Origin of the sequence: Halarchaeum sp. P4 (genome assembly GCF_051195175.1) — an archaeon.
In the GTDB taxonomy this organism is placed as follows: Archaea; Halobacteriota; Halobacteria; order Halobacteriales; family Halobacteriaceae; genus Halarchaeum.
The window spans coordinates 1-23,840 of the sequence record NZ_JBNTKC010000001.1; the positions used below are offsets into that span (position 1 = coordinate 1).

Genomic DNA, 23,840 nt, shown 5'->3' on the forward strand with positions numbered 1-23,840 from the left:
ATCTCGAAATCAAGAACTCAAGTCCATTGCAGAACGTCAAACGGTGTAACCGCTTGCTTCATCCGATGATTAAGCAGGCCCACCTAACAGACGTTCCACGCCGAAAGCAGCCGAAGAAAGATTCGAGGTAGCGTCCGCGCGACCAGCGGTCCGAAGGCCCCGGTAGTAGCGTGAGAGCGCCGCTCTCACCGACTTATACTCTGCCTGCCGGCTTCGCGTGGAGTCGCCCGGTTCTTCCGAGCGCCGCAGGCGCTCGGGGTTTTTCAGCTGTGTTTTTGCGACGAGTGGTTCCCGCAGTGAGCGAAGCGAGCGAGGAAACCCGAGTCGGAAAAAGATGGTTTAGAAGAACTCGTCGAGGCCGCTCTGCATGTCGTCTTCCTCTGCCTCCTCGCTCTTGGCGGACTCGTCTTCCTCTTCGTCGACGAAGACGTCCTCCTCTTCTGCTTCCTCCTCGCTCTGCTCTTCGCCGTCCGTCGCCTCGGTTTGGCCCTCGAAGGCCCCACCTGAGTGCTCGACGGCGGCCGCCTCGCGCTTCGCCTCGGCGTCGGCGACGATGTCCTGCACCTTGTTCGTGTCCTCCCCGCTGCCCGTGATGAAGGAAACGTGTTCTTCCTCCAGTTCGTAGGTGGCGGCCATCGCGACGGTGAGGTCGCGGGGCTTGCAGTGATGCGTCATCGCGGCGAGGAACGGCATGACCTCGCGGCGGGCCGTGGCCATCGAACAGCCGGACTGCTCGGCGATTTTCCGCGCGATGTAGTCGCGGGTGTTCCGGGTCCCCTTCGTCCGGCCGAGCTTCGACCAGAACGACGGCGGGCCGTAGCGCGTCCACCCGCCCTTCTGTTCGCGGCGGGCAGCCGCGGTGCCGGCGGCGACGTTGTCGGTGGCGTAGCGCCAGTAGGAGTAGTCCTGTGTCGCGCGCACGCGCCCGAGCCATTTGTCGGCGTTCGCGAGGAAGGCGTAGGCGTCCGCGAGCTCCGAGCCCGAGTAGTCCTTCGGGACGTTGTCCTCCACCCAGTTGAGCAGGTCGTCCGGCGTCTCGTCGACGTCGTAGGCCGCGTAGAGCGACTCCTCCGCGCCCTTCTCCTTGAAGACGTCGTCGAGGAAGTCGAAGATGCCCTCGGTGGTGTCGCGGTCGCCGGTGACGATGTCGTCCTCGGTCAGGACTTCGGTTTCCTCGGCGAGTGCCTGCAGGTCGTTGATGGCCGAGCGGAGGTCGCCCGAGTTCTTCTGCGCGAGCGCGTCCAGCGCGTCGTCCTCGTACTCGATGCCCTCGCGCCGGCAGATGTCCCGGAGGACGGGAACGATGGAGCGCCGCGAGACGTCGCGGAACTCGATCTCCTGGCAGGCGTTCCGGAGGGCGTTCGACATGTCGTAGTAGTCGTTCGCGATGAGCACCATCGGCTGGGTCGCCTCCTTCACGAGGCGCGTGACGGCGCGCGCACCCCCGCGGTCGGCGTTCCCGTGGATGTTGTCCGCCTCGTCCATGACGACGAGCTTCTTCCCGCCGGAGCCACCCCCGAGCGTCCCCGACTTCGCGGCCTCGCCGGCGACGCGCTCGATGACGTCCTTCGTGCGGGTGTCGCTCGCGTTCAACTCGATGACGTCCCAGCCCATGTCGTTCGCGAGCGCGTGCGCCGCCGACGTCTTCCCGACGCCCGGGCTCCCGTGGACGATGACCGCCTCCCGGTGGTCCTCCCAGGTTTGGGCCCACTCCTTCAGGGCGTCGCGGGCCTTGTTGTTCCCGCGGACCTCGGAGAGGGTGCTCGGGCGGTACTTCTCCGTCCAATCAACCATTAGGCGAAAAGAGGCGCGAGACGCGTTTAGTGGTTCCGTTCGCCTACTGGCCGTCGGCGGCGACGTAGGTGACGGGGCAGGGCGCGTTGAGGATGACGGACTGGGCGGTGGAGCCGAAGACGGCCTTCCCGGTGGGCGAGCGCGGGCGGCCGGCGACGAGCACCCGGTCGGCGTCGACGTCGCCGGCGATTGCGACGACTTCCTCGGCGACCACGCCGACGGCACCCCGAATCTCGTGGGCGACGCCGTGCGCCGCGAGCGTCTCGGCGAGCGACCTGAGGCGTTCGTGGTCGGCGAGGACGTCGTCGATGTCATCGCGGCTCGCGTCCGGGTGGCCGAGGCGTTTCGCGGTGTCGATGAACTGCTCGCCGGAGAGGACGTACGCGAGGACGACGGTGGCGTCCGCGGGCCCCGCGACCTCTATCGCGGTGGCGAGGAGGCGCTCCGCGGCCACATCGCTGACGTCCGGGTCGAGTGCGACGACGACGGTGTCGAAGTCGGTGTCCATACGACCGGGTCGGTGCCGGGAGGAGTTAACGCTACGCCTCGACTCTCAGCGCTCTACGATGGTCCCGTTCGCGCCGACGGCGACGTGCGGGTCGCCCATGACGACGCCGTGGAGCGTCGTCTCGACGGGGGAGGCCTCGTCCCAGAGACCGAGCCAGCGCGCGACCGTGACGCCGCCCGGAATATCGTGGCCGGGCCGGTGGAGGATCGTCCCGCCGGCGCCGACCGCGTGGATGCAGCCACACGACCCCATCTCGATGTCGTAGAGCGTCTTCTGGGTCGGGTCGGTGCGCCCCCATCCACCGTCGGCTTCGAGGTGGAGCGCGCCGCCGGCGACGCGCGTCTGCCCGCCGGTGACGGTGACGTCGTAGAGTCCGCCGTCGACGTCCTCGACGCCGACGCGCTCCCAGCTCGTCCCGTCTGTCGTCTCGAAGACGCTGCCGTTCGCGTCGACGAGCGCGCCCGTCGTCGCGTCCCGCATCGCGAGGCCGCGAACCGACGCGCCGCTCCCGGGCGTGACGTGTGTCCACGTCCGCCCGTCGTCGGCCGACCCGGTGGAGACGTGGACGTGGCCGGAGGCGTCGCCGACGTGGACCGCGGCGTCGGCGCCCGAACCGGAGACAGCGACGCTCGTGAACTCGTTCGTCACGTCGTCGGGTGCGCGATAGGACACGAATTCGTTCGTCGAGACGTCGAGTTCCGCGAGCGCGCCGCTCGCGCCGACGACCCAGAGGCGCGTCCCGTCGTCGGTGGCGGCCGCCGCGGCGAGGTTCGACCCGTTCCCGTCGGGGCCGTTCGCCGTCACGGTGCGCCAGGCCGCCTCGCCCGGCGCACGCTTCCCGTTCGACTCGCGTTCGATGACGACGCCGCCACCGCCGACGGCGTACGTCCCGCCAGCAGTGTGCGCGACGTCGGTGAGCGTGCGGTCGGTCGGCGACTCGACTGCCTGCCACCCGCCCGTGTCGCTACTCGCGGCGCTCGCGGTACCGGCCCCAGCGGTGCTGGCGGCGACGCCGGTGCCGACGGCGCGCAGGACGTCGCGGCGGGAGAGTTCGGTCATCGTGTCCAGCGGTTGTGCCCCGCCGCGTTTCAGGATGGCGGCCGTCCCGACACAGTCCTGTCCGACAGCTGAAACCGCGCGCGCCGATGTCGCGAGAGCGTGCCCGCACCGGTTGCCTCCCGACGTTTCCGAGTTGACACGTAGCCACAAACGATTTCGACGCGCACCGCGAACGACCCACTCATGTCCGCCTCCACACAGGACCGCGACGTCCCGTGGGTCCCCGCCGCCGTCACCGGCATCGTCGCGTTCGTCGTCGAGTACCTCGTGGTCTATCTCTGGCAGGCCAACCGCGTGCGAGAACAACTCTCCGGGCTGAACGCCATCATCGAGCTCCTCGGTGGACAGGCCATCCCGGCGTGGAAAGCCGTCGGCTGGCTCTTCTACAACGCCCACTTCGTCTCGTTCACTCACCCCGCCCTCGGGGGCGGTCGGACGGCCACGAACCTCATCGCGAACGGCGACGCCCCCCAGTTGCTCTACGTCCTCCCGCCGCTCGTCCTCGTCGTCGCGGGCTACCTCCTCGTCCGCTACGTCAGCCTCGGCGACCCGACCGAGGGTGCGCTCTGTGGCACCGTCCTCTCGCTCGGCTACGCGATTCCCGCGTGGGCCGGCGTCTTCGCCGTCCGCATCACCACCGACAGCAGCTGGATGGGCCCGGACCTCGTCACCGGCCTCGTCCTCGCCGGCGTCGTCTATCCCGTCGTCTTCGGCGCCATCGGCGGCGCGATTGCCGCCGCGACGAGCGACTGACCGCCAGCCTCTCTTTTCCAGTCCCCGAATTCAGTTCCGGCGCGTGACGCCTCCGGTCCCGCCACCGATGTCGGCACGCGTCGACTAACGGGTTCGACAGGTCCGATACGACTTAGGCCCCGCGGCGGATGGGAGTGGGTATGGACTCGGACGCGCGCGCCGGCCTCGCCGAGCGCATCGCCGGCGAAATCACGCTCAGCGACGACCCCGGAGCCACCCTCCGTAAGTGGCGCACCGACTTCGACGTCTCGCAGACCGAACTCGCCGACCAACTTGACGTCTCCTCGTCGGTCATCTCCGACTACGAGAGCGGACGGCGCGAGAGCCCCGGTATCGGCCTCGTCTCCCGCCTCGTCACCGCGCTCCTCGACATCGACGAGCGCCGGGGCGGCGACCGCATCCGCCAGTACGCCCGCGTACTCTCCGCCGGCTTCGAGAGCGACGTCGTCCTCGACCTCCGCGAGTATCCGACCGCCATCCCTCTCGCGGACGTCTACGACGCCATCGACGCCACCGAAATCGTCGAAGGCGACCGCGACCGCGTCAGTGGCCACACCATCATCGACAGCATCCGCGCCATCACGCGCCTCTCCAGCGACGAGTTCTATCGTCTCTACGGTCAGTCCACCAACCGCGTGCTCGGCTTCACCGGCGTCTCCCGCGGTGAATCCCCGCTCGTCGCGCTCCGCGTCGTCAACCCGACGCCGAACGCCGTCCTCCTCCACGGCCTCGAGGAGGAGGACCTCTGGGAGCACGCACCCAAACTCGCCCAGCGCGACGGCTTCTCGCTCGCCGTCTGCAACACCCCCATCGACGAGATGCTCGACTCCCTCCAGGCGCTCGCGGAGTAGTACCTCGGCGTCGACCCTCGGAAAAAATCGCCCGGCCGTTCGGTCGCGCGGAGCCCGCCTTATTGCACAGGCAACTCCCGAGTTGCCTGTGCGGTTCGCGAGACGCGGAGCGTCTCGCGTTATTCCACGTACCGGTACTTCCGCTCGTTCATCGGGCCCCAGCCGTCGAAGACGAACTCGTCTTCGGGGGTCGTGAACGGTTCGAGTTCGGACTGCTTCTCGTGGTTGTGGCGGTCGTGGACCTGCTCGTACTCCTCGAAGGTGAGGTCGTAGCGACGGTCGATGCGGTCGAAGATGGCGAGGTCGTCGAGTTCCTCGCGCCAGCCGTCCTGAACTGTCTCGGCGTGAATCTCGGCCTGCGCGCCGGAGCCGTAGGAGCCGACGAGCAGTTCCTCGCCGGCGAGGTCGCGGTCGGCCTCGGCGGCGTGATAGAGCGCCGCCATCCGCGCGAGGTGGACGGAGCCGGTGTACCAGTTGCCGACGTGCTCGCTGATGGCGAGCGTCGGCTCGATGTGCGCGTCGTACCACGCGCGGTACTCCGGTTGCTCCTTCAGGTCGTCCATGTAGTCGCGGATGGCGTCGTCGAACGCCTCCTCGTCCTCGTAGTCCTCGCGGCGGGGCTGGCGGCCGATTTCGTCGGCGAGGTCGTCCTCGACGTCGGTGTCGCGAATCGTGTGCCGGTAGGCGAGGAGCGCGGCCTTCCGCACCATCCCCGGATAGGGCGTGTGGAACGGCGCGTAGGCGTAGTCGTCGGGGCCGACCTTGCCGGCGACGCTCTCGAAGTCGACGAGCGCCTCGCGCATCCGCGCGAGATACACCTGAATGGAGCGCTTGCCATCAACGCTCGGGAACTGCTGGTTGGGCTTGAGGAAGTCCGTCTCGTCGGCGGAGCCGTAGCCCTGCTCGGTGGAGAGCGTGACGAGACTCGGGTCCTCGGTAACCCACATCGCGACCGCACCCGCGCCCTGCGTCGCCTCGCCGGCGTCGCCGCGCGCGTAGAGCGCCGTGTCGCTCGCGATGACGAGCGCGCCCCGCCCGCGGTTGCGTCCGGCGCGAATCCAGTTGCAGGCGTCATCGAGGCTCTGCGTGCCGGCGATGCAGGCGAACTTCCGCTCGCCCTTGTTCGCGTGGTGGAAGTCGCCGTCGTAGACCTGCTCGAGACAGCCCGCGATGTACGTCGAAACGGGCTTGGAGTTGTCGAAGGCGGACTCGGTGGCGACGTCGATGCGCCCGACGTCCTCGGGTTCGAGGTCCTTACGCTCCATGAGGCGATAGGCGGCGTTCGCACCCATCGTCACGATGTCCTCGTAGGCGTCGGGGAACGAACTCTCGTAGAGCCCGAGCCCCTTCGTGTACTTCTCGGGGTCGTCGCCCTTCCGCGGGGCGAACGTCTCGGCGAGGTCGAGCGCCAGTTTCCCGGTCCAAATCTCGACCGCGTCGATGCCGACGGCTGTCATGGCCGAGTATTCACGAAACGCGCATATGGGTTTGTCGATGAGACGCTTCGACGGACGACGAACCGGGTCAGGACGGTGTGACGGTGTATGACTTCGTCGTCCGTGTCCCGTTTACGTCGAAGATCACGCTGACCGTCAGCGAGGTCCCCTTCATGTTCACCTTGCTCCCGTCGCTCCGCTGGAAGGCGTAGAAGGAGAGGGACGCGGCGTCGCCCGGTTCGACCGTCACCGGCCGAGTGAGTGAGCGTGTCGTCCCGATGACGTAAGCGTCGCTGCCACCGTCGCCCGCCTCGTAACGGCCGCTAGTCGTCGGCGACTCGACGAAGATTTCGTGCTGGCCGAGTTCGTTCTGACCGCCGTTCGTCTCGCGGATGCGGTCGGCGCTCCCGGCGTCCGTCACGTTCAGCGCGACGATGTTGACCGTGTCGTCACCGACGTTCGCGAGGTCGAAGGTCACACCGTCGTTCCCCCAGAACGTCCGGGCGTTCCCGGTGGTCATCGAGGCAGTCCCCCCACCACCCGAGCCACCGCCGCCGTCCGTCGACCGGTTCGTCACCGTCATGTCGATGGCGACGCGCTGGCGTGGTGCGTTGTTCCACACCGACTCGTTCCCGAACCCCGCGTAAATCGTCACGGGTGTGTCGCCCGGCACCGAGTCCGGCGCGTGATACTTGAGCGTTACCTCGCCCTTCGCGTTCGTCACGTCGCCGTTCGGGAACGTGATTTCGCCGTCCTCGGGCGTCGAGGTGTTGACGTCCACGCCGCCCACCGGGTTGTTGTAGCGGTCCCGGACCTGTATCGTCGCCGTCGCCGACCCGCCCTCGGGGAGCGTCGCACCGTTGCCCGAAACCGTCGTCACGTACTCCGGACCCGGGTCCCGAACGTTCCGTCCGACGCCGACGCGCGCGAGCTGCAGGACGTACGTCCCGGGTTTCAGCCGCACCTCGACGGTGGCGTTCGTGCCGTCGCTGACGTTCAGGACGCGTCCCTCGGGTGCCGTCTGGTCTTCGAGCAGCTTCGCCCACCGTGATGCCGGAAGTCGTGACGGGATCGAGAGCACGAGCGGGCCGGCGCTCCGGTTCGTCACCGTCACCTCGTGGTAGGGCGCGCTCGAGGGCTGCGGGTCGACGCTCTGCGCGCGCACGCCCGACTCCCTGTAGTCGCCGGTGAGCGTCACGAGCGTCACGCGATTGCCCGCCAGCATCGACTGGTCGGTCACCGTCAGATTCGTGCGCCCGAAGTCGTTGTAGACGAGGCCGTTCGCGTAGACGGTCCGGGGCGCCTCCCGGTACTCGTTGTAGTCGGCGTCATACGCGAGGCGTTTCGTGTCGAAGGAGAGCGTCCCGTTCACGTACTGCGCCGTCTCCTCGTCGGTCGCGCGGATGTTCCGGACCGAGAGGTTTGCCGTCATCGGCTGCGTCCGTAACGTCCCCGTGACGGGCGGCGGGTTGACGAAGAGCACGCGCGTCGGGTAGCGCATTCCGAGCGTCACAGAGACCGGCTGGGCGTTCCCCGACGCGGCCGTCCGCAGGATTCCGTTCCGGACGTCCACCAGCTGGTCTTGGACCTGCTGGCTGTGCTGATACTCGAGTTGCTTGTTCTCGGCGGGGACGACCTGCGCCTGATAGAGCGAGAGCGAGATAACGAGGATGCCGAATAGTAACACGGCTCCGACGACGCCGGCAACGGCCCTCCTGTCCCTCATCGCCCGAAGGCAGCCACGCCACGCTCGTAAAACCCGTGGCCCGGCCGCGCTACTCGTCTTCGTCCTCGATGACTTCAGGGTCGGCGAGGGCGCTCTGGAGGCTGTCGAGGCCGCTCAACCAGTCCGTCAGCGGGCCGTACTCAAGTTCTTCGGTGATGCCGAGGTCGATTTCCTCGCCCTCGAAGAGGCGCGAGCCCGCGCAGGCGGCGAGTTCGAGCGCGCGGTCGAACTCCTCTTCGCGCTCGGCGGACGCCGCCGCCTCGACGTACTCGTCGACGCTCGCCTCCTCGGCGGGACCGTTCGAGACGTAGACGTCCGCGGAGTAGAACACCGCGACGAGGCTCGTCTGGACGCCCTCGACGAGCATCTTCTTGTCCTGGTCGTCGAATTCCGGCTCCTCGAGGACGACTTCGCGGATGGACGCAAGTTCCTCGAGCGCCTCCTCCTCGTCGAGTTCGTCGTTCTGGTAGGCGGAGACGATTTTCGCCACCGCGATGGCGACGTCGTCCTGCAGGTTGTAGAGGAGTCGCGCGGAGTCCTCGTCCTCGGGGTCGAGTTCCTCGTCGCGGAGTCGGTCGAGCCAGTTCTGCCAGCGCTCGTCGGAGTAGAATTCCTCCTCGATATCGCTCATACCCATACGTCCTGCGCGCGGGACAAATGCCTTTCCTATGTGGGACGGACCTGTGGGCGTCGCGCACGCCGCTGCCCGCCAGCCGCCTACGCGAGCGTCCCCTCGGTGTCGATTCCGTAGACGGCGTCGGGAGTCTCGACGTGCGCGTGCCGCACCGCCTCCTCGTGGCCGTTCTCCAGCAGCCAGTCCACGCGCCGCGGGACGGTCTTCGGCCCCATCACCGCACCCGGCCGGTCCGGGTCGTCGACGTAGTCCGTCTCCATCAGGAACGGCTCGCCCGACTCGACGGCTTCCGTGAGGTAGCCCTTCTCGCACATTACGGAGGGCGTCACACCCGCGCACTCGCCGCTCGCGTAGTGTTTCACGACGCGCTCGGGCGGCTGGCCGGCGTCCTCCGCCCACGCCTCGACGTCCGTCAGGTCGTCGGTGGCCTCCGTGTGGAGTTGGAGCGCGACGCCGGTCTCCGCCGCGCGCTCGAGCGCGTGCCGGAGGACGCGGTTCGACGCCTCCCACACCGCCTCGGAGACGTCGTAGTGCGGGCGGCCCGACTTCAGCGCCACCGCCGCCCCGTCGGCGGCGTACTCCGCGGCGACGTCGAGACCGGCACACATCAGCTCTGCCGCCTCGTCGGGCGTGAAGTCGCGCTCGCCGACGAGCCGCGAAATCAGGGTCGGATGGACGCCGAGGACGGGCCACGCCGTCCCGCGCAGCTCCTCGCTCGCGTCCGCAACGACGTCGAGCGTCTCCTCGAATACCGCGCGGAAGTCCTCGCCGACGTCGGCCTCGACGCCGAGGTGCCACGACGGCTTGTTCACCACGAGCAGGTGCGTCCCGCCCGAGCGCGCGAAGTCCTTCACCGCCTCGACGCCGCGGGCGTGCCGCGGGTCGAGATGCAGGTGGTCGTCCAGTACGGGCGTTCCGAGGTCACGCATACCCGGGCGGACGCGCGCCCGGCGTGAAAAAGAACCGTTCCCTCACTCCTCGCGCGGCGACCCGCCGAGCGCCGCCGCGAGGTTCTCGCGCATCGCCGCCACGTCCTCGACCTCCGTGCGCAGTTCGCGGACGTCCGCCCGGAGCGCGCGCACGTCGGCGCGGATGTCGTCCTGCCCCTCCCGGACGTCCGACGCGAGCGCGCCCAGGTCGTCCTCGACGCGCGAGACGCGCCGGTCGAACTGCGCTTCGAACTCCTCGCGGGACTCCCGATCGTCCACGACGTCCGCGTGCAGGTCGGCGAGCGACTCCTCGACGGACTCGAGCTCGTCCGTGGACGCCAAGTCGTCGCGCTCCTCGAGGCTCGCAATCTGGCTCCGGAGCGACCCGACGTGGGCCTCCAACTCCTCGAGCGAGTCCTCCGTCTCGCGCACGAACCCGTCGGCCGCCCCGTAGTCGTCGATGACGTCCTCGAGCGCGTTCGCGTACGCGCCGAACTGCTCGACGCGCGACTGCAGGTGGTCGAGGCGGACGCCGAGACTCGCCGTACCGGACTCCGCGTCCGCTTCGTCGTCGGCGTCGGCAGCCTCATCCGCGTTGTCCTCCAAGATCGCCGCGCGCAGCGCCTCTCGATCCGACTCGGAGATGTCGCCCGCTTCGAGCTCCGCGACGAGGCGCGCGACGACGCTGTCCGAATCCTCCTCCGTGCCGGCGTCGACGGACTCGGTTTCGGCGGCTTCGGCGTCCGCGTCGCTCACGTCGGCAGCGGCGGTATCGGTGTCCGGGTCGGCCGCCTCGCTCTCGGCGGGTTCGGTGTCGGGTGCCGCCTCGGTTTCGTTGCTCTCGTCGCCGGACGCCTCCTCATTGACTTCGCTGGACGCCGACACTGGCACTTCCTCGTCGGCGACGGGTTCGGCGTCGTCCTCGTCAGGGAGGTCCGACAGCGACGAGTCGGTTGCTTCGTCTTCGGTGCTTTCGGCGTCATCGACGGTTTCGGTGTGCGTGTCCACGTCTGTGTCGGCTTCGGCGTCCGCGTCAGTCTCGGCGTCGGTCTCCGCGCTCGTCTCGGCTTCGGTGTTCTCGTCGGACTCAGCGTCGCTCGCTGCCCCCTCGCCGCGCCCCGTTTCCGTCTCGTCTTTCGCATCCGCGTCGGGGCTGTCGTTGGCTTCCTCCACTTCGTCGGGGACGACGGTGACGCCGCTCCCGTCGGCCTCAGCGCCGTCCGGCTCCACCTCGGGTTCCGCCTCGACGATGAGGCTCCCCTCGTCCGGCGTCTCGACCGGATCGGTGACGACTTCGTTCGTCGGGTGTTCGGCTTCCGGCGCGGTCCCGCCGAGCGCCTGTCGAATCCCGCCGAAGAAGCCGGACTCGTCTTCCTCGGGGAACAGCGACACGCCCTCATCGATGGTCGACGGCGACACCGGTACGACGGCCTCGATGACCGGGACCGTCTCGAAGCCCGCATCAGCGGCGACGACGCCGAGCACGACCGTCGTCGACGTCTCCGGACGGACAATAGCCTCGAACGTCACCTCGTCGCCCTCGAACTCGGAGACGTGCGGGCTGAACTCCGGGTGGAAGCCGACGTCGTCCCCGCCGAGACCGGCCGGCAGGTCGTCGCGCACGCGGACGCCGACGGCCTCGTCCTCCGTCGAGAGGTCGTACGTCGCCGTGACACCCGACGATTTCCGCTCGACCGTGCGGGTCAGCGTGACCGGGCCACCGGAGACTGCGACCGGTGCGTCTTCAGAGTGAACTCCCTCGCTCATGTATATGAGAAGGAATGACAGGAGCAAAACCCTCGGCTGAGTATCAGAATTCGATACGGGCGCCGATAGGCCCGCAGTCGCCCGATTACTCCTCGGGTGTCTCCAGGACGAGCGCGTCGTCGGCGGCGTTCCGCAGGGCGTCCGAGCGGCCGTGCTCGCCGGGCGCGATGGCGAGTGTCTCGACGCCGTTCGCCGACGCCTTCTCGAGGACGGGCTTGAAGTCGGTGTCCCGGGAGGCGACGGCGAGCAGGTCGACGTGCTCGCTCAACACGAGTTCGGTGGCGTCGACGGCGAGTTTCACGTCCACGTCGCCGCTCGTCACGCGGACGTCGTAGCCCCGCGCCTCGCCCGCCTGAATCAGGCCGGGGGTGGCGTGCTCGTCGAGGTAGAGGCGTGCGACGACGAGTCGCCCCTCCTCGCGCGCCGCCTCAAGCACGTCGTCGAGGTCGACGTCGAACTCGTCGCGGAGGACGTTCGGGCCGTCCACGAAGAGCGCGACGCCGCGGTCCGAACCGCCGCCCGAGAAGGCGTCACGGAGCCGTTCCATACACCCCCTGGGGCACCGTCGGGTAAAGCCATGACGAATCGACCGGGCGCGTCAGCGTGCGACGCGCACGCCGTAGTCGTCCCGCACGTACCAGACGCAGAAGAGCGCGATGAGCACAGCCGTGCCGACGAGGAACGTCATGCCGCCCGGCGACTCGAGGAAGTTGAGGCCAACACCGAGGAGTTGCTGGAGAGCGTCCGTTATCGTCCTGAGGAGCGTGGGGTCGCCGGCGGGTTCCGTGGAGGTGGCGGAAACGCTGTAGGTATCGGCGGACCCAGCGCTGGCCTGCACCTCGGGCCCGCTCGCTGCGGGCGCGAGGACGTCGGCGAGGCCGTTCACGAGGACGCCGAGGAGCGCGAGAACGCCGACGGCGCCGAACAGCCGTGAGAGCGACGCCGAGAGCGAGCGGCCGTCCTCGCCCTCTCGTGCGCCCGCGTAGACGACGAGTGGGCCGTTCGTCGGCGCGTACACCTTCATCTCGCGGCCCTGCGCGGAGTACCACGTCTCCGAGACTTCCACGAGGCCGGCGTCCCGGAGCTTGTTCACGTGGTACGTCGCGTTCTGGAGACTCGTGTCCACCTGCTCGGCGACGTCCGAAGCCGTACACGGCTCCTCGTAGAGCGTCTCGAGTACCGCGCGCGACGTCTCCGAGGAGAGCGCCGCGAACACCGAGTCGGCCTCAGACTCCCCGATGCCAACGAGTTTCGGCTCCCGTTCGCGCTCGGTGCCCTCCGAAGTGGGTTTGAGCGGGAACAGTTCCTTCATGCTCATACAGGGACGTATCGCCGTCACCGCGTATAAGGTGTCGCGAGGGTTCAACGACGACTGTAGTCCCATCGGCGGGGGTTCAGTAACGGCTGTCGTCCCGTGGCTCCTCTGGAACTACGAGCGGCGAAAACGTTAGGGCGCCTCCGCCCGCGCTTCCCGTATGGCTTCCCGGACGCCGCCGCTCCACGACCGGCACGCCGAGGCGGGCGCGAGGTTCACCGACTTTGGCGGGTGGGAGATGCCCGTCGAGTTCGACGGCATCCGCGACGAGCACGCGGCCGTCCGCGAGTCTGTCGGCGTCTTCGACGTCTCGCACATGGGCGAAATCACGGTGTCGGGCCCCGACGCCGCCACGCTCGTCCAGCGTCTCACCACGAACGACGTGGAACGCCTCGACCCCGGCGACGTCCAGTACGCGATGCAGACCGACGAGGACGGCGTCATCGTCGACGACACGCTCGTCTCCCTGCTCCCGGACGGCGAGACCTACCTCTTCGTGCCGAACGCCGGCCACGACGCCGAAGCGATGGAGCGATGGACGGACCACCGCGACGACTGGGGGATCAAGGCCGACGTCGACAACGTCAGCGACGAGCGCGGGATGCTCGCCGTGCAGGGCCCGGACGCCGTCGACGCCGTGGCGGCCGAGACGGACGCCGACGTCGCGGCGCTCTCACGTTTCGAGGCGGCGACCGCCACCGTCGCGGGCGTCGAGTGTCTCGTCTCCCGAACGGGCTACACGGGCGAGGACGGCTTCGAACTCGTCTGCGACGCCGGAGCGTCCGAGACGCTCTGGGACGCCTTCGTCCCCACCGCCCAGCCCTGCGGGCTCGGCGCACGCGACACCCTGCGGACGGAGATGGGCTTCCTGCTCTCCGGGCAGGACTTCCACCGCGAGGAGAACCCGCGGACGCCCTACGAGGCGGGCGTGGGCTTCACTGTCGACCTGTCCCACGAGTTCGTCGGGCGTGCCGCTCTCGCCGCCCAGAAAGAGGCGGGTGTCGCGGAGCGCTTCGTCGGTCTCGTGCTGGCGGAGCGCGGCGTCCCCCGGCACGGCTACACCGTCACGGCGGACGCGGACGGCGAGGCGGAAATCGGTGAGTTGACGAGCGGCACGATGAGCCCGACGCTCGGCGAGCCGATCGGCCTCGGCTACCTCGAGACCGACTACACCGACCCCGGCACGACCGTCTACGTCGTCATCCGCGGCGAGACGAAGCGCGCAACTATCACGGAGCCGCCCTTCATCGACTAACAGTATGAGCTTCGACGTTCCCGAGGACTGCTACTACCTCGAGTCGCACGAGTGGTACCGCCCAGCCGACGGCCGCGTCGGCATCACCGACTACGCGCAGGACGAACTCGGCGACGTCGTCTTCGTCGACCTCCCCGAGGTGGGCGACGCCGTCGAGGACGGCGAGCAGTTCGGCGTCGTCGAGTCCATCAAGGCCATCAGCGACCTCTACGCACCCGTCACGGGCACCGTCGCGGCCGTGAACGACGGACTGGAGGGCAAGCCGGAACTCGTCAACGACGACCCCTTCGCGGACGGATGGCTGCTCGAACTCGAGGACGTCCCGGAGGACGCCGTCGAGGACCTGCTCACGCCCGCGGAGTACCGCGAGCAGATCGAGTGAGAATCTCGGGCTGACCCGAGGTATCTTGGTGCCTCCGCTCGCAGACACCCGCATGCTTCCGCGGACGCACGCGGCGACGGGGAGTGATGCGGCGTGAGTAGTGCCGGCCGGAGTCCGGCTGACCCATGCTCACCTACGAGGGGGTTCGCGTGAGCGGAACACCGTACGCCCCGCACACGGCCGAGGACGTCGAGACGATGCTCGCGGCGCTCGACGCCGAGAGTGTCGATGCGTTGTTCGACATTCCCGACTCAGTCTGGTTCGACGGCGAGTTCGGCATCGAAGGCCGCTCCGAGCAGGCGGCGCGACGCGACGTGGGGCGAACACTCGCGGAGAACGCTGACCTGACGGAGTTCCTCGGGCGCGGCCACTACGAGCACTACGTCCCCTCGCTCGTGGACGATTTGGCCTCGCGCTCGGAGTTCCTCACCTCCTACACGCAGTATCAACCTGAGGTCGCGCAGGGCTTCCTGCAGGCGCTCTTCGAGTACCAGTCGCTCCTCGTGGAGTTGACCGGTCTCGACGTGGCGAACTGCTCGATGTACGATGCGGCGACGGCGCTCGCAGAGGCGGCGCTCCTCGCCGCGCGCGTCCGCGAGACGACGGGCGACACGGTGGTCGTGCCGGACAGCCTTCGCTCGGAGCACGAGAGCGTCCTGCGGAACTACCTCGAAGGCGCGGACCTCGGCATCGAGACGGTGCCGATGGCGGGCGGGACGGTGGACGTCGCGGCGCTGGAGACCGTCGTGGACGACGACACCGTGATGGTCTACGCGGCGACGCCGACGACGCGTGGGACCATCGAGGAGGAACTAGACGCTATCGGTGCCGTCGCGCACGAGCACGACGCGCTCTTCTGCCTCGGCTCCGACCCGGTGGCGCTCTCGGTCCTCCAGCGCCCCGCGGACGTCGGCGCGGACGTCGTCGTCGGCGACGCGAGCGTCCTCGGCCTCGGTGCCGCCTACGGCATGGGGCTCGGGCTGTTCGCCTGCCGCGAGGCGTACGTCCGGCAGGTACCCGGACGGCTCGTCGGCGCGAGCACGGACGCCGCGGACAAGCGCGCGTACACGCTCACGCTCCAGACGCGCGAACAGCACATCCGCCGGGAGCGCGCCACCTCGAACATCTGCACGAATCAGGCGTGGCTCGCGTTGCGCGCGGCGATACACGCGGCGTGGCTGGGGCCCGACGGTCTCGTGGACCTCGCGGAGCGGATGGTCGAACTGCCGCGCGAGCTCGCCGGCGAGTTGGACGCCATCACGGGCGTCCGTGCACCCGTCCACGACAGACACCACTTCCGGGAGTTCGTCACGCACACCGACCAGCCGGCGGGCGCGGTGGCGGACTCGCTCGAAGCCGCGGGGTTCGCCGTCCACGTCGTCGGCGACCACGAGGTACAGGTCTGCGTGACCGACGCGAACGAGGCGCACACCGACGAGCTGGTCGCCGCCTTCGAGGAGGCCGCATAATGGACGAGTACGAGCAAGCCCGCTATGCGGGCGACGAGGCCTACGAACCCCTGCTCTCGGAGAAGGACGAGACGACCGTCGCCGTCACGGACTCGCCGCTCCCCGACGACCTCACACGCGACGAGGTGACGCTCCCGAAGCTCTCGGAACCCGAACTCGCGCGCCACTACGTCCGACTCTCCCAGATGAACTACGGCGTCGACACCGGGCCGTACCCGCTCGGGTCGTGTACGATGAAGTACAACCCGACGTTCACCGAGGACGTCGCCGCCCATCCGGGCGCGGCCGTCCACCCAGACCGCTCGGCGGGGAGCGTGCAGGGGACGCTCGAACTGCTCCACTCGCTGCAGGACTACCTCGGGCGCATCGGTGGGATGGACGCGGTGACGCTCCAACCGCCCGCGGGCGCGGCGGGCGAGTTCGCGGGCATCGCGGTCGCGCGCACCTACCACGAGGCGAACGGCGAGGGCGACCAGCGCCGCGAAATCGTCGTGCCGGACAGCGCACACGGGACGAACTTCGCGACCGCGGCGCTCGCGGGCTACGACGTCGTCTCGCTTCCGTCCGGGGCCGACGGTCGCGTCGACCTCGACGCACTCGAGGCCGCGGTCGGCGAGGAGACGGCGGCGCTGATGCTCACGAACCCGAACACGCTCGGGCTCTTCGAGCGCGACATCGAGGCAATCGCCGACGTCGTCCACGACGCCGGCGGGTTGCTCTACTACGACGGCGCGAACCTGAACGCGCTCCTCGGGCGCGCCCGGCCGGGCGACATGGGCTTCGACGTGATGCACTTCAACGTCCACAAGACGTTCGCGACGCCGCACGGCGGGGGCGGCCCGGGTGCGGGCCCGGTCGGCGTCACCGACGAACTCGCCGAGTTCCTCCCGCGGCCGCAGGTCCGCGAGACGGATGACGGCGATTACGAGCTGTTCGAACCGGCCAACTCCATCGGGAAGGTCCACGGACAGGTGGGCAACTGGCCGGTGCTCGTGAAGGCCTACGCCTACCTCGTGCGCCTCGGTGACGCGGGGCTCCGGGACGCCTCGGGGAAGGCGGTGTTGAACGCGAACTATCTCGCGGAGCAGATCCCCTACGAGGTGCCCTACGGCCCGTTCCACCACGAGTTCGTGGCGTCGGCGGGCGAGCAGGACGCGGCGGACGTGGCGAAGCGGATGCTCGACTACGCAGTCCATCCGCCGACGACGAAGTGGCCGGAGACGGTGCCGGAGGCGTTGATGACCGAACCCACGGAGTCTGAGGGGGTGCGCGGCCTCGACCAGCTCGCGACGGCGTTCAGCCGGGTGGCCGCGGAGGACGAGGAAACGGTGGCGAGCGCGCCCGAGAAGACGGCGGCGCGGCTCATCGACCAGACGTCGGCGGCGCGCAACCCGCGGCTCTCGTGGCACGCGCTCGGCGAGAACGAGTGAAGCGAGTGTGCCTAGGCGGTCAGCACTCGCAGGCGGCGTTCGTGCTGCATTGGGTGCCACACGAACACGCCGAGACGGTTTCGCAGGTGCATTCGCAGGTCGTACACTGACAGTCGCCGTCGTTCGTACAACAGCAGGACATTGGTGGATTCCTCCACCCGTTCCTACCCCGCTCACGTATTTAATTCTCTAGACTAACTGTTGAAAATTATCCGTCGGCGAGCGTATTTAACCCGGTCGCGGGCGTAGTGCCCGACGCCCCCCATGTCCAAAGTCCGCATCCGCATCCTCTGGGAAGACAACGGCGTCACCGAGCAGGCCCGCGAGCACGCGAAGACGGCCGCCCGCCACGTTGCCGACCAACTGCCCGACGGCTACGTCACCTACGACGGCATCGAACGCTACGACGGGCCGGAGACGCGCCTCACCGACCGCGTCGGCCTCGCGAACACCGTCGACGAGTACATCCAGTCCCAGTACGACCCCGCAGACGTCGAGGACGTCGTCTTCTGCTTCCTCACCGAGGGCAACCCCTTCGAGTACCTCGAGGACGCCATCAGCTCGCTCACCGTCTCGAAGCTCATGGGTGCGGGCTACGCCTCCCGGACCGTCGGCGCGCCCGACGAGGACTACTCCTACGGCCTCGCCGTCGTCAACACCTACGTCGAGTCCTTCGTGCAGGCCGTTCCCGTCCCCTACGACCCCGCGAACGCCGTCCCCGTCACCACCGTCCACGAGATCGGCCACTCGCTGATGTCCGGCGTCGACGCCCCCACCGAACACCACCTCGGCACCGAGAAGTACGCCGAGAACGGCGACCACGGCGTCGTCACGCCGATGTCCTACTGGTACGACCACCAACTCCACACGTGGGCGAACAACCCGCTCGAAGTCGAGGACACCGACGTCGAACCCTCCGACCTTACCGAGAGCACGACCGCCTTCTCACAGCGCTCCCGCGACGAAATCGTCCAGCACATCGACTACTGGTTCTCGTAGCCCGAATCCGCACGCTGAAACCCCTCGGGCCCCTTCGAGTGGGTAGATGGCGCACCGATTCCGCTGGACGCACACCCTCGCCGACGGCTCGGAGAGTACCGTCACGCGCGTCGTCGGCGACCACGAAACCGGCGACGCGCCGGCGACCGACGACACGGGCAGCGACGCCGCTCCGGACGTCGAGTCGGGCCCGCGCCGCCGCTACGACTGGCGCCTCCCCGAGTCCCTCCCCGTCGAAACGCCGGCCGACGACGTCACGCTCGAGCGCGACGGCGCGCGCGTCACCGTCATCGTTCCCGACGGCGTCGGCGCCGCGCACGTCCGCGTCACCACCGACGCCGGGACGAGCCGCCTCACCCTCCTCGACCCGACAGTCGGCGGCCACCTCACGGACGCCCTCCGCGGCGACGATGAGGCGGCGCACGCCCTCGCGAACGCCTTCGGCTCCGCGGTCGCCGCCGTCCACGCCTGCGCGGCCACCCTCGACATCGAGGGCATCGTCGACCTCGTGGACGCCCTCGCGAGCGCCGACGGCGACGCCTCCGACGACCTGCACGCGCGCCGCTACGCGCTCTGTCGCGCCGCCGCGCTCGGGACGAACGGCCTCGCGCTCGCTCGGGCCGCCGAGTTCGAGCGCCTCGCGGAGGGTCTCGACTCGGTCGCCGACATCGGGGATGTGGACACCCTCGATGCCCTCGGCGACCTCGTCGCCGTCCACGGCCTCGAACCCGTCCGCGACCTCGGTTACGACCTCGTTCGGCTCGCCCACCGCGAGGACGGCCGCTTCGAGGCATACTGGCTCGCCGCCGTCGCACGCGGTAGGCCCGACGGGGCCACCGAACGAGCGAGCGCGAGCAACGCAACACGCGAGCAAGACGGCCTTGAGGCTGCCCGCGACGTCGCGAGCGGCCGCGGTGCGGACGGGGAGTACGGCCGCCTGAAGGACCGCGCCGCCGACGCCGACTACCACGAGCGCGGGGCCGCGTGGCGCGCGCTCTGCGGGCCCGCGAGCCGGCGCTCGCGCTCCGAGTTCGCCTACGTCCTCGCGAACGCCTGCTACTGGACGGGCGAGGTCGGGCGGACGGACGCCCGCGCGGACGAACTCTGCTACGACGGCGCAATCGCGGCTGCGCGGGCGGAGGGCATCGAGTGGATTACCGCCCACGCCCGCTACGAGCGCGCCCGCGCCGTCGGCCACCGCCATCGGAGCGCGCGCAACCACGCCTTCGCCGTCGCGGCGTTCGAGCGTGCTCGGGCCGTCGCCGTGGAGTACGACTACGACGGGCTTACGCCGTGGGACCCGCTCTACAGTCGCACCGTCGTCGCGTCGAACGCGGCGTCCGCGCGCGGCGACCACACGGCCGCCGTCCGCATCCTCGAGGAGGGGCGCGACGAAATCGCGGCGCTCGACCCGCCGGCGGAACGCTTCGAGGAAATCCGGCATCACCTCGACGGCCAGCGGCACGAGCGTCTCGCGCTCGTCGCGCGCACCGAGGAGGACGGCGCCGTCGAGACTCACCTCGAGGCCGCGCGCGAGCACTACGCGGCCGTCGGCTTCGAGCGTTCGCGTGAGCGCATCGACTCGAAACTCGAGGACGCCCGCCGCGAGGACACGAGCGACCGTCGCGCACGCGCGACGGGCCGCGCCGGGCCGAAGCCACGCCCGCCGACCGACACCCGCGGGCCGTCGCTCGCGGACATCCCGGACCTCCACGACCGCCTCACCGAGACCGACCCGACCGCCGTCGGGAGCGCCGACCCCGGCGTCGTCGAGCGCGACCCGTGGGACGACCCCGAACCCGGCCCGGGACGGGGCTACTGACGTCCCGTCAGGTCGCCGACAATCGTTCTTCGTCGCCGCACCGCCGCGAGCGACGGCGCCCGTTGCCGTGCGCGTCGCTGACCGCCCGGATCGGATTTTGTATCGTCACATGAGGTGTACGGCTGTCGGAAGCGGTGGTGAGCACCGAGACACTCGCCCTCTTACTTACCCCGGTACTTACACCGAAAGATGGCAGACGCAGACTCCACCGGAGCGCCGTCCCGCCTCGGGCGGCTGCTCTTCGCGGGCGGTCTCACCGTCCTCGCGGCACTGAACCTCAAGAACCTCGACGGGCGTATCGCCTACGCGGACGCGAAGGGCGTTCCGAAGCCCGACCAACTCGTCCCCGCCGCGAGCGGCCTGCTCCTCGGCGGGAGCCTCGGAATCGCGAGTTGGACGCTCCCCCGTCTCTCCGCGGCGAGCATCGCGACGTTCTTCGCCGGCGTCACCCCGATGATGCACGACTTCTGGAACGTCGAGGACGGCACGGAAGACGAGTTCATGTCGTTCCTGCAGAACCTCGCGATGTTCGGCGCCGCCGTCGCGTTCTTCCGGCGCGCGAACGAAGAATAGGGCTGTCGCTTCTTCTCCCGTTACGCCGTCGAGCTGTCGATGTCGCCGTTGACGCGGACGAACCCGTAGTCACACTCCGGGCAGTACCACTTCGTCTTCAGACCGATGTGGAGGTTCGTCGCCGCGGCGCGGTAGAACGTCTGCTCCTCGTCGCACTCGGGGCAGGTGTGCTCGAGTTCGGTGGCCATACGGACGCATCGGACAGGCAGGGTGTTTAACGTATCGGGACTCCGCGACGGCCGACGGGTCGCCTCGGGGAACACCTATGGGTGCGGCGTCCCTCCCGTCGCGTATGAGTCTCACGCTCTACGCACTCGAGGGCTGTCCGTACTGCCAGAAGGTCCACGACGCCCTCGACGAGCACGGCATCGACTACGAGACGGAGTGGACTGGAGCGCTCCACTCCGAGCGCGACGAGGTGAAACGCGTGAGCGGCCAGCGCGCCGTCCCCGTCCTCGTCGACGAGGAGCGCGGCGTCACGATGCCCGAGTCCGCGAACATCCTCCAGTACGTGGAGAAGACGCTCGCGGGGGACGCGTGACCGTATCTTCACCGTGCGGTCGCGAAGCGACCGTGCGCATGCTCCCGTCGCATCCGATGGTGGAGAAGACGCTTGCGGGGGACGCCTGAGAGACGTGACGATATACACGGGCCGCGGCGACGAAGGCCGCACCGACCTCCGGGGTGCAGAACGCGTCTCGAAGACGGACGCCCGCATCGAGGCCTACGGGACGGTCGACGAGGTGAACTCGCTGCTCGGCGTCGTCGCGCCGACGGGCTACGACGACGTGGACGAAGCACTGACCGCCGCGCAGAACCACCTCCACATCGCGCAGGCGGACCTCGCGACCCCCGACCCGGACAATGGTGACCACCGCGTGCAGGAGTCCCACGTTGAGGAGGTCGAGTCGTGGATCGATGACGCCGACGAGGAACTCGACCCGCTCACGAACTTCGTCCTCCCGGGCGGAAGTGAGGCGGGCGCGAAACTCCATCACGCGCGCTCGGTCGCGCGCCGCGCGGAACGCCGCGCGGTCGCGCTCGCCGAGGAAGAGGCGGTCAACGAGACGGTGGTCGTCTACCTGAACCGCCTCTCGGACGCGCTGTTCACGCTCGCGCGCCTCGTGAACGCCCGCGAGGGCGTCCACGAGGACGAACCGACCTACTGATTCTCCCGCGTCGGCGCGAGCCCCCGTACCTCGCGCTCGACGACGTCCGCGTATCCCCCGAACGTGAGTTTGCGCCGCGGGACGCCCGTGAAGGTGAGCGTCTGCACGCCGAGGAGCGGGCGCTCGGCGTCCGACCCGAGGCGACGCACCGCTTCGCCGACGGCAGTCAGCAGTTGACCGGTCTCCTCGACGTCGCGCGCCGCCGCGACGCCGCCCACGGGATAGGGGAGTTCGACGAGCACCTCGCCGTCGCGGACGACGGCCCACCCGCCGCCCATCTCCTCGACGCGCGCGACCGCGTGCCGGAGGTCCGCGTCGTCGACGCCGAGGCCGAGAATGCCGGGTGTCTCCCACGTCACCGTCGTCGCGAGCGCGCCCGCCTCGATACCGAACCCGGTGCAGAAGCCGACGAACCCGGTGTCGCCGTCGAGCCGGTCGAATAAACCGATTTTCGCGATATCGTTCGCGGGGTCGGCCCGCAACTCGGCCTCAACGTTGCGGGGTTCGACTGTCGCCGGCCCGGAGAGGAGGCCCTCGTCGTACGCGATGGCCTCGACCTGACCGTCGGTGGCGGCGGCCGCGGGGACGCGCCACGCCTCGGGGTCGGGTGCCTCGACCGCGTCGTAGAACTCCTCGGGGTAGTCGTGCGGGCGCGGGCCGACCTGCACGTCGTGGTTGTGGACGACCACCTCGCCGTCCGCGACGACGGTGGCGACGTCCACCGTCTCGAGGTCTTCGAGCACCACGACGTCGGCGTCGCTCCCCGGCGCGAGCGTCCCCTTCCTGTCGAGGCCAAAATGGCGCGCGGGGTTCAGCGTCGCCATCCGGAGGGCGTCCGCCGGGTCGATGCCGGCGTCGATGGCGCGCTCGAGGACGGCGTCCATCCAGCCCTGGTCGAGCAGGTCGTGGGGCCACATCCCGTCCGTGCAGAGCGAGAGCTCGGCCGCGCCAACCGTCTCGTAGGCCTCGGCGAGCGCGTCCAGGTCGTCGCGAATCGACCCACAGCGCCCGACGGCGTGCACGCCGTTCTCGACGCGCTCGATTACTTCCTCGGCGGTAATGGCCTCGTGGTCGTCCGTGACGACGCCGGCGAACGCCTGATACGTCGCGCCGCGACAGCCGGCGCCGTGGCCGGTGACGGTCTTCCCGAGGTCGCGGGCGCGCTCGTAGAGCCGCTCGGCGGGCGGGTCCCGGCCGACGACGTGGACCCACGCGCTCTCGCCGACACCGACCACGCGCGGGTCCTCGAGGAGGGGTTCGAGCGCGTCGCCCGCGTCTTCCTCCGCGGGCCCGAACGTGTCGAAGAGCTGCTGGGGCGGAATGGCGGCACGCACGGTCACCGGGAGGTCGGCGACGGCGTCGAGGAACGCCTCGACGCCACGGGCGCCGTACGCGGGGCCGAAGCCCGAGACTTCCGTGACGACCGATGTCGTTCCCCCGCGGAGCGCGTAGTGGTAGGCCGACTCGAACGTCTGGTGGAGGTCGAGGTGGGTGTGCGCATCGACGAACCCCGGGACGACCGCGCGGTCCGTCGCCTCCACGACCGTCGTCTCGGAGCCGATGACGTCCGCGGCGTCCTCGGGGAGCGCCGCCACCGTCCCGCCGACGACGGCGACGTCCACCGCGTCGAACGTCCGGGACTCCGGGCGGAACACCCGCCCGCCCCGAACGACGAGGTCCGCGTTCGCCTCGCCGAGTGCCACTGCCTCCACGTCGGTCACGTCCGTCCCTCCGTCAGTCGCGTCTGCGTCATACCCGAGGCCACACCCGACACCGACAAACCGCTTGTGGGGTCACCTCGGCGCGACGACACGGCCGAACACTCCTGTCGCCTCTGTGGCGACCCGAAGGACTTCCGAAGACACCCGTTCCACCTCGGTGTGCTGCCTCCCACGCCCTCACCGGCGTCGTCGCCCGCCGGGCCGAATAAGACAGCCTTAAGTTTTCGCTCCCGCTACCGAGACACAGC

At 69.4% G+C, this 23,840-nt stretch carries 23 protein-coding genes; 11 read left to right on the plus strand and 12 right to left on the minus strand.

Annotated features, from left to right (window positions below; all coding sequences use genetic code 11):
• Positions 1-339: 339 nt before the first annotated feature.
• Genes ACQUS8_RS00005 through ACQUS8_RS00015 form a run of 3 tightly spaced genes read right to left on the minus strand, consistent with a single transcriptional unit; the run spans position 340 to position 3,361 of the window.
• On the minus strand, positions 340-1,794 hold the full coding sequence (locus ACQUS8_RS00005) for a replication factor C large subunit (protein WP_435095110.1): 1,455 nt from the start codon (positions 1,792-1,794) through the stop codon (positions 340-342).
• Positions 1,795-1,837: 43 nt separating this feature from the next.
• A complete protein-coding gene (locus ACQUS8_RS00010) occupies positions 1,838-2,302 on the minus strand; it encodes a universal stress protein (protein ID WP_435095111.1) in 465 nt (154 codons plus the stop codon).
• 45 nt (positions 2,303-2,347) lie between these two features.
• Entirely contained in the window at positions 2,348-3,361 is a 1,014-nt protein-coding gene (locus ACQUS8_RS00015) for a WD40/YVTN/BNR-like repeat-containing protein (RefSeq protein WP_435095112.1), read from the minus strand.
• Positions 3,362-3,544: 183 nt separating this feature from the next.
• On the opposite strand from ACQUS8_RS00015, the gene ACQUS8_RS00020 reads away from it, so the two are divergent.
• Positions 3,545-4,114 carry a transporter gene (locus ACQUS8_RS00020; RefSeq protein ID WP_435095113.1) on the plus strand — a complete coding sequence of 190 codons (570 nt, stop codon included), beginning with the start codon at positions 3,545-3,547 and terminating at the stop codon, positions 4,112-4,114.
• A 140-nt stretch (positions 4,115-4,254) separates the two neighbouring features.
• On the plus strand, positions 4,255-4,965 hold the full coding sequence (locus ACQUS8_RS00025; protein WP_435095114.1) for a helix-turn-helix domain-containing protein: 711 nt from the start codon (positions 4,255-4,257) through the stop codon (positions 4,963-4,965).
• Between the two features lie 119 nt (positions 4,966-5,084).
• Here the strand turns inward: ACQUS8_RS00025 and hmgB are convergent, their stop codons facing one another.
• The 7 genes from hmgB to ACQUS8_RS00060 all read right to left on the minus strand — a co-directional run bounded on the left by hmgB (position 5,085) and on the right by ACQUS8_RS00060 (position 12,775).
• Positions 5,085-6,422, minus strand: a complete 1,338-nt coding sequence (gene hmgB, locus ACQUS8_RS00030) for a hydroxymethylglutaryl-CoA synthase (RefSeq protein ID WP_435095115.1) — start codon at positions 6,420-6,422, stop codon at positions 5,085-5,087.
• A 67-nt stretch (positions 6,423-6,489) separates the two neighbouring features.
• Positions 6,490-8,127 (minus strand): Ig-like domain-containing protein, encoded by a 1,638-nt coding sequence (locus tag ACQUS8_RS00035; RefSeq protein ID WP_435095117.1) that lies wholly within the window; start codon positions 8,125-8,127, stop codon positions 6,490-6,492.
• Positions 8,128-8,176: 49 nt separating this feature from the next.
• Positions 8,177-8,758, minus strand: a complete 582-nt coding sequence (locus tag ACQUS8_RS00040; protein ID WP_435095119.1) for a DUF2150 family protein — start codon at positions 8,756-8,758, stop codon at positions 8,177-8,179.
• A gap of 86 nt (positions 8,759-8,844) precedes the next feature.
• Complete coding sequence (locus ACQUS8_RS00045; RefSeq protein WP_435095121.1) at positions 8,845-9,690, minus strand: TatD family hydrolase; 846 nt, start codon at positions 9,688-9,690, stop codon at positions 8,845-8,847.
• Positions 9,691-9,732: 42 nt separating this feature from the next.
• Positions 9,733-11,457, minus strand: coding sequence for a hypothetical protein (locus tag ACQUS8_RS00050; protein ID WP_435095123.1), 1,725 nt, complete (start codon positions 11,455-11,457; stop codon positions 9,733-9,735).
• An 85-nt stretch (positions 11,458-11,542) separates the two neighbouring features.
• Complete coding sequence (locus ACQUS8_RS00055; protein WP_435095125.1) at positions 11,543-12,004, minus strand: NYN domain-containing protein; 462 nt, start codon at positions 12,002-12,004, stop codon at positions 11,543-11,545.
• A 51-nt stretch (positions 12,005-12,055) separates the two neighbouring features.
• The gene (locus ACQUS8_RS00060; protein WP_435095127.1) at positions 12,056-12,775 is read right to left on the minus strand and encodes an ArsR/SmtB family transcription factor; all 720 of its coding nucleotides are present in this window, start codon (positions 12,773-12,775) and stop codon (positions 12,056-12,058) included.
• A 157-nt stretch (positions 12,776-12,932) separates the two neighbouring features.
• Between ACQUS8_RS00060 and gcvT the strand changes: the two genes are divergently transcribed.
• The 7 genes from gcvT (at position 12,933) to ACQUS8_RS00095 (ending at position 20,702) form a co-directional block, all read left to right on the plus strand.
• The gene (gene gcvT, locus ACQUS8_RS00065) at positions 12,933-14,027 is read left to right on the plus strand and encodes a glycine cleavage system aminomethyltransferase GcvT (RefSeq protein WP_435095129.1); all 1,095 of its coding nucleotides are present in this window, start codon (positions 12,933-12,935) and stop codon (positions 14,025-14,027) included.
• Positions 14,028-14,031: 4 nt separating this feature from the next.
• Positions 14,032-14,409: a glycine cleavage system protein GcvH gene (gene gcvH, locus ACQUS8_RS00070; RefSeq protein ID WP_435095131.1), complete on the plus strand. Its 378-nt coding sequence runs from the start codon at positions 14,032-14,034 to the stop codon at positions 14,407-14,409.
• A 125-nt stretch (positions 14,410-14,534) separates the two neighbouring features.
• Positions 14,535-15,878: an aminomethyl-transferring glycine dehydrogenase subunit GcvPA gene (gene gcvPA / locus ACQUS8_RS00075; RefSeq protein ID WP_435095133.1), complete on the plus strand. Its 1,344-nt coding sequence runs from the start codon at positions 14,535-14,537 to the stop codon at positions 15,876-15,878.
• Complete coding sequence (gene gcvPB / locus ACQUS8_RS00080; protein WP_435095135.1) at positions 15,878-17,308, plus strand: aminomethyl-transferring glycine dehydrogenase subunit GcvPB; 1,431 nt, start codon at positions 15,878-15,880, stop codon at positions 17,306-17,308. Before gcvPA ends, gcvPB begins: the two co-directional genes overlap by 1 nt.
• Before the next feature lie 264 nt (positions 17,309-17,572).
• A complete protein-coding gene (locus tag ACQUS8_RS00085) occupies positions 17,573-18,307 on the plus strand; it encodes a hypothetical protein (protein WP_435095137.1) in 735 nt (244 codons plus the stop codon).
• A 46-nt stretch (positions 18,308-18,353) separates the two neighbouring features.
• Entirely contained in the window at positions 18,354-20,129 is a 1,776-nt protein-coding gene (locus ACQUS8_RS00090; RefSeq protein WP_435095139.1) for a hypothetical protein, read from the plus strand.
• 189 nt (positions 20,130-20,318) lie between these two features.
• Positions 20,319-20,702, plus strand: coding sequence for a DoxX family membrane protein (locus ACQUS8_RS00095; RefSeq protein WP_435095141.1), 384 nt, complete (start codon positions 20,319-20,321; stop codon positions 20,700-20,702).
• A 20-nt stretch (positions 20,703-20,722) separates the two neighbouring features.
• Here the strand turns inward: ACQUS8_RS00095 and ACQUS8_RS00100 are convergent, their stop codons facing one another.
• Positions 20,723-20,890 carry a hypothetical protein gene (locus tag ACQUS8_RS00100; protein WP_435095143.1) on the minus strand — a complete coding sequence of 56 codons (168 nt, stop codon included), beginning with the start codon at positions 20,888-20,890 and terminating at the stop codon, positions 20,723-20,725.
• A 104-nt stretch (positions 20,891-20,994) separates the two neighbouring features.
• On the opposite strand from ACQUS8_RS00100, the gene ACQUS8_RS00105 reads away from it, so the two are divergent.
• On the plus strand, positions 20,995-21,243 hold the full coding sequence (locus ACQUS8_RS00105; RefSeq protein ID WP_435095145.1) for a glutaredoxin family protein: 249 nt from the start codon (positions 20,995-20,997) through the stop codon (positions 21,241-21,243).
• A gap of 94 nt (positions 21,244-21,337) precedes the next feature.
• Positions 21,338-21,871 carry a cob(I)yrinic acid a,c-diamide adenosyltransferase gene (locus ACQUS8_RS00110; protein WP_435095147.1) on the plus strand — a complete coding sequence of 178 codons (534 nt, stop codon included), beginning with the start codon at positions 21,338-21,340 and terminating at the stop codon, positions 21,869-21,871.
• On the opposite strand, the gene ACQUS8_RS00115 is transcribed toward ACQUS8_RS00110, so the two are convergent.
• Positions 21,865-23,592: an adenine deaminase C-terminal domain-containing protein gene (locus ACQUS8_RS00115; RefSeq protein WP_435095149.1), complete on the minus strand. Its 1,728-nt coding sequence runs from the start codon at positions 23,590-23,592 to the stop codon at positions 21,865-21,867. The two genes, ACQUS8_RS00110 and ACQUS8_RS00115, sit on opposite strands and share 7 nt — an antisense overlap.
• Between the last annotated feature and the right edge of the window lie 248 nt (positions 23,593-23,840).

Excerpts from the sequence above, each read along its gene's own strand:
- ACQUS8_RS00015 (WP_435095112.1), bottom strand. The coding sequence starts at position 3,361 with ATGACCGAACTCTCCCGCCGCGACGTCCTGCGCGCCGTCGGCACCGGC.
- gcvPA (WP_435095133.1), top strand. The coding sequence starts at position 14,535 with ATGCTCACCTACGAGGGGGTTCGCGTGAGCGGAACACCGTACGCCCCG.
- ACQUS8_RS00090 (WP_435095139.1), top strand. The coding sequence starts at position 18,354 with ATGGCGCACCGATTCCGCTGGACGCACACCCTCGCCGACGGCTCGGAG.
- hmgB (WP_435095115.1), bottom strand. The coding sequence starts at position 6,422 with ATGACAGCCGTCGGCATCGACGCGGTCGAGATTTGGACCGGGAAACTG.
- ACQUS8_RS00100 (WP_435095143.1), bottom strand. The coding sequence starts at position 20,890 with ATGGCCACCGAACTCGAGCACACCTGCCCCGAGTGCGACGAGGAGCAG.
- ACQUS8_RS00035 (WP_435095117.1), bottom strand. The coding sequence starts at position 8,127 with ATGAGGGACAGGAGGGCCGTTGCCGGCGTCGTCGGAGCCGTGTTACTA.
- gcvH (WP_435095131.1), top strand. The coding sequence starts at position 14,032 with ATGAGCTTCGACGTTCCCGAGGACTGCTACTACCTCGAGTCGCACGAG.
- ACQUS8_RS00060 (WP_435095127.1), bottom strand. The coding sequence starts at position 12,775 with ATGAGCATGAAGGAACTGTTCCCGCTCAAACCCACTTCGGAGGGCACC.
- ACQUS8_RS00005 (WP_435095110.1), bottom strand. The coding sequence starts at position 1,794 with ATGGTTGATTGGACGGAGAAGTACCGCCCGAGCACCCTCTCCGAGGTC.
- ACQUS8_RS00050 (WP_435095123.1), bottom strand. The coding sequence starts at position 11,457 with ATGAGCGAGGGAGTTCACTCTGAAGACGCACCGGTCGCAGTCTCCGGT.
- ACQUS8_RS00085 (WP_435095137.1), top strand. The coding sequence starts at position 17,573 with ATGTCCAAAGTCCGCATCCGCATCCTCTGGGAAGACAACGGCGTCACC.
- ACQUS8_RS00055 (WP_435095125.1), bottom strand. The coding sequence starts at position 12,004 with ATGGAACGGCTCCGTGACGCCTTCTCGGGCGGCGGTTCGGACCGCGGC.
- ACQUS8_RS00095 (WP_435095141.1), top strand. The coding sequence starts at position 20,319 with ATGGCAGACGCAGACTCCACCGGAGCGCCGTCCCGCCTCGGGCGGCTG.
- ACQUS8_RS00045 (WP_435095121.1), bottom strand. The coding sequence starts at position 9,690 with ATGCGTGACCTCGGAACGCCCGTACTGGACGACCACCTGCATCTCGAC.
- gcvPB (WP_435095135.1), top strand. The coding sequence starts at position 15,878 with ATGGACGAGTACGAGCAAGCCCGCTATGCGGGCGACGAGGCCTACGAA.
- ACQUS8_RS00020 (WP_435095113.1), top strand. The coding sequence starts at position 3,545 with ATGTCCGCCTCCACACAGGACCGCGACGTCCCGTGGGTCCCCGCCGCC.
- ACQUS8_RS00040 (WP_435095119.1), bottom strand. The coding sequence starts at position 8,758 with ATGAGCGATATCGAGGAGGAATTCTACTCCGACGAGCGCTGGCAGAAC.
- ACQUS8_RS00105 (WP_435095145.1), top strand. The coding sequence starts at position 20,995 with ATGAGTCTCACGCTCTACGCACTCGAGGGCTGTCCGTACTGCCAGAAG.
- gcvT (WP_435095129.1), top strand. The coding sequence starts at position 12,933 with ATGGCTTCCCGGACGCCGCCGCTCCACGACCGGCACGCCGAGGCGGGC.
- ACQUS8_RS00010 (WP_435095111.1), bottom strand. The coding sequence starts at position 2,302 with ATGGACACCGACTTCGACACCGTCGTCGTCGCACTCGACCCGGACGTC.
- ACQUS8_RS00025 (WP_435095114.1), top strand. The coding sequence starts at position 4,255 with ATGGACTCGGACGCGCGCGCCGGCCTCGCCGAGCGCATCGCCGGCGAA.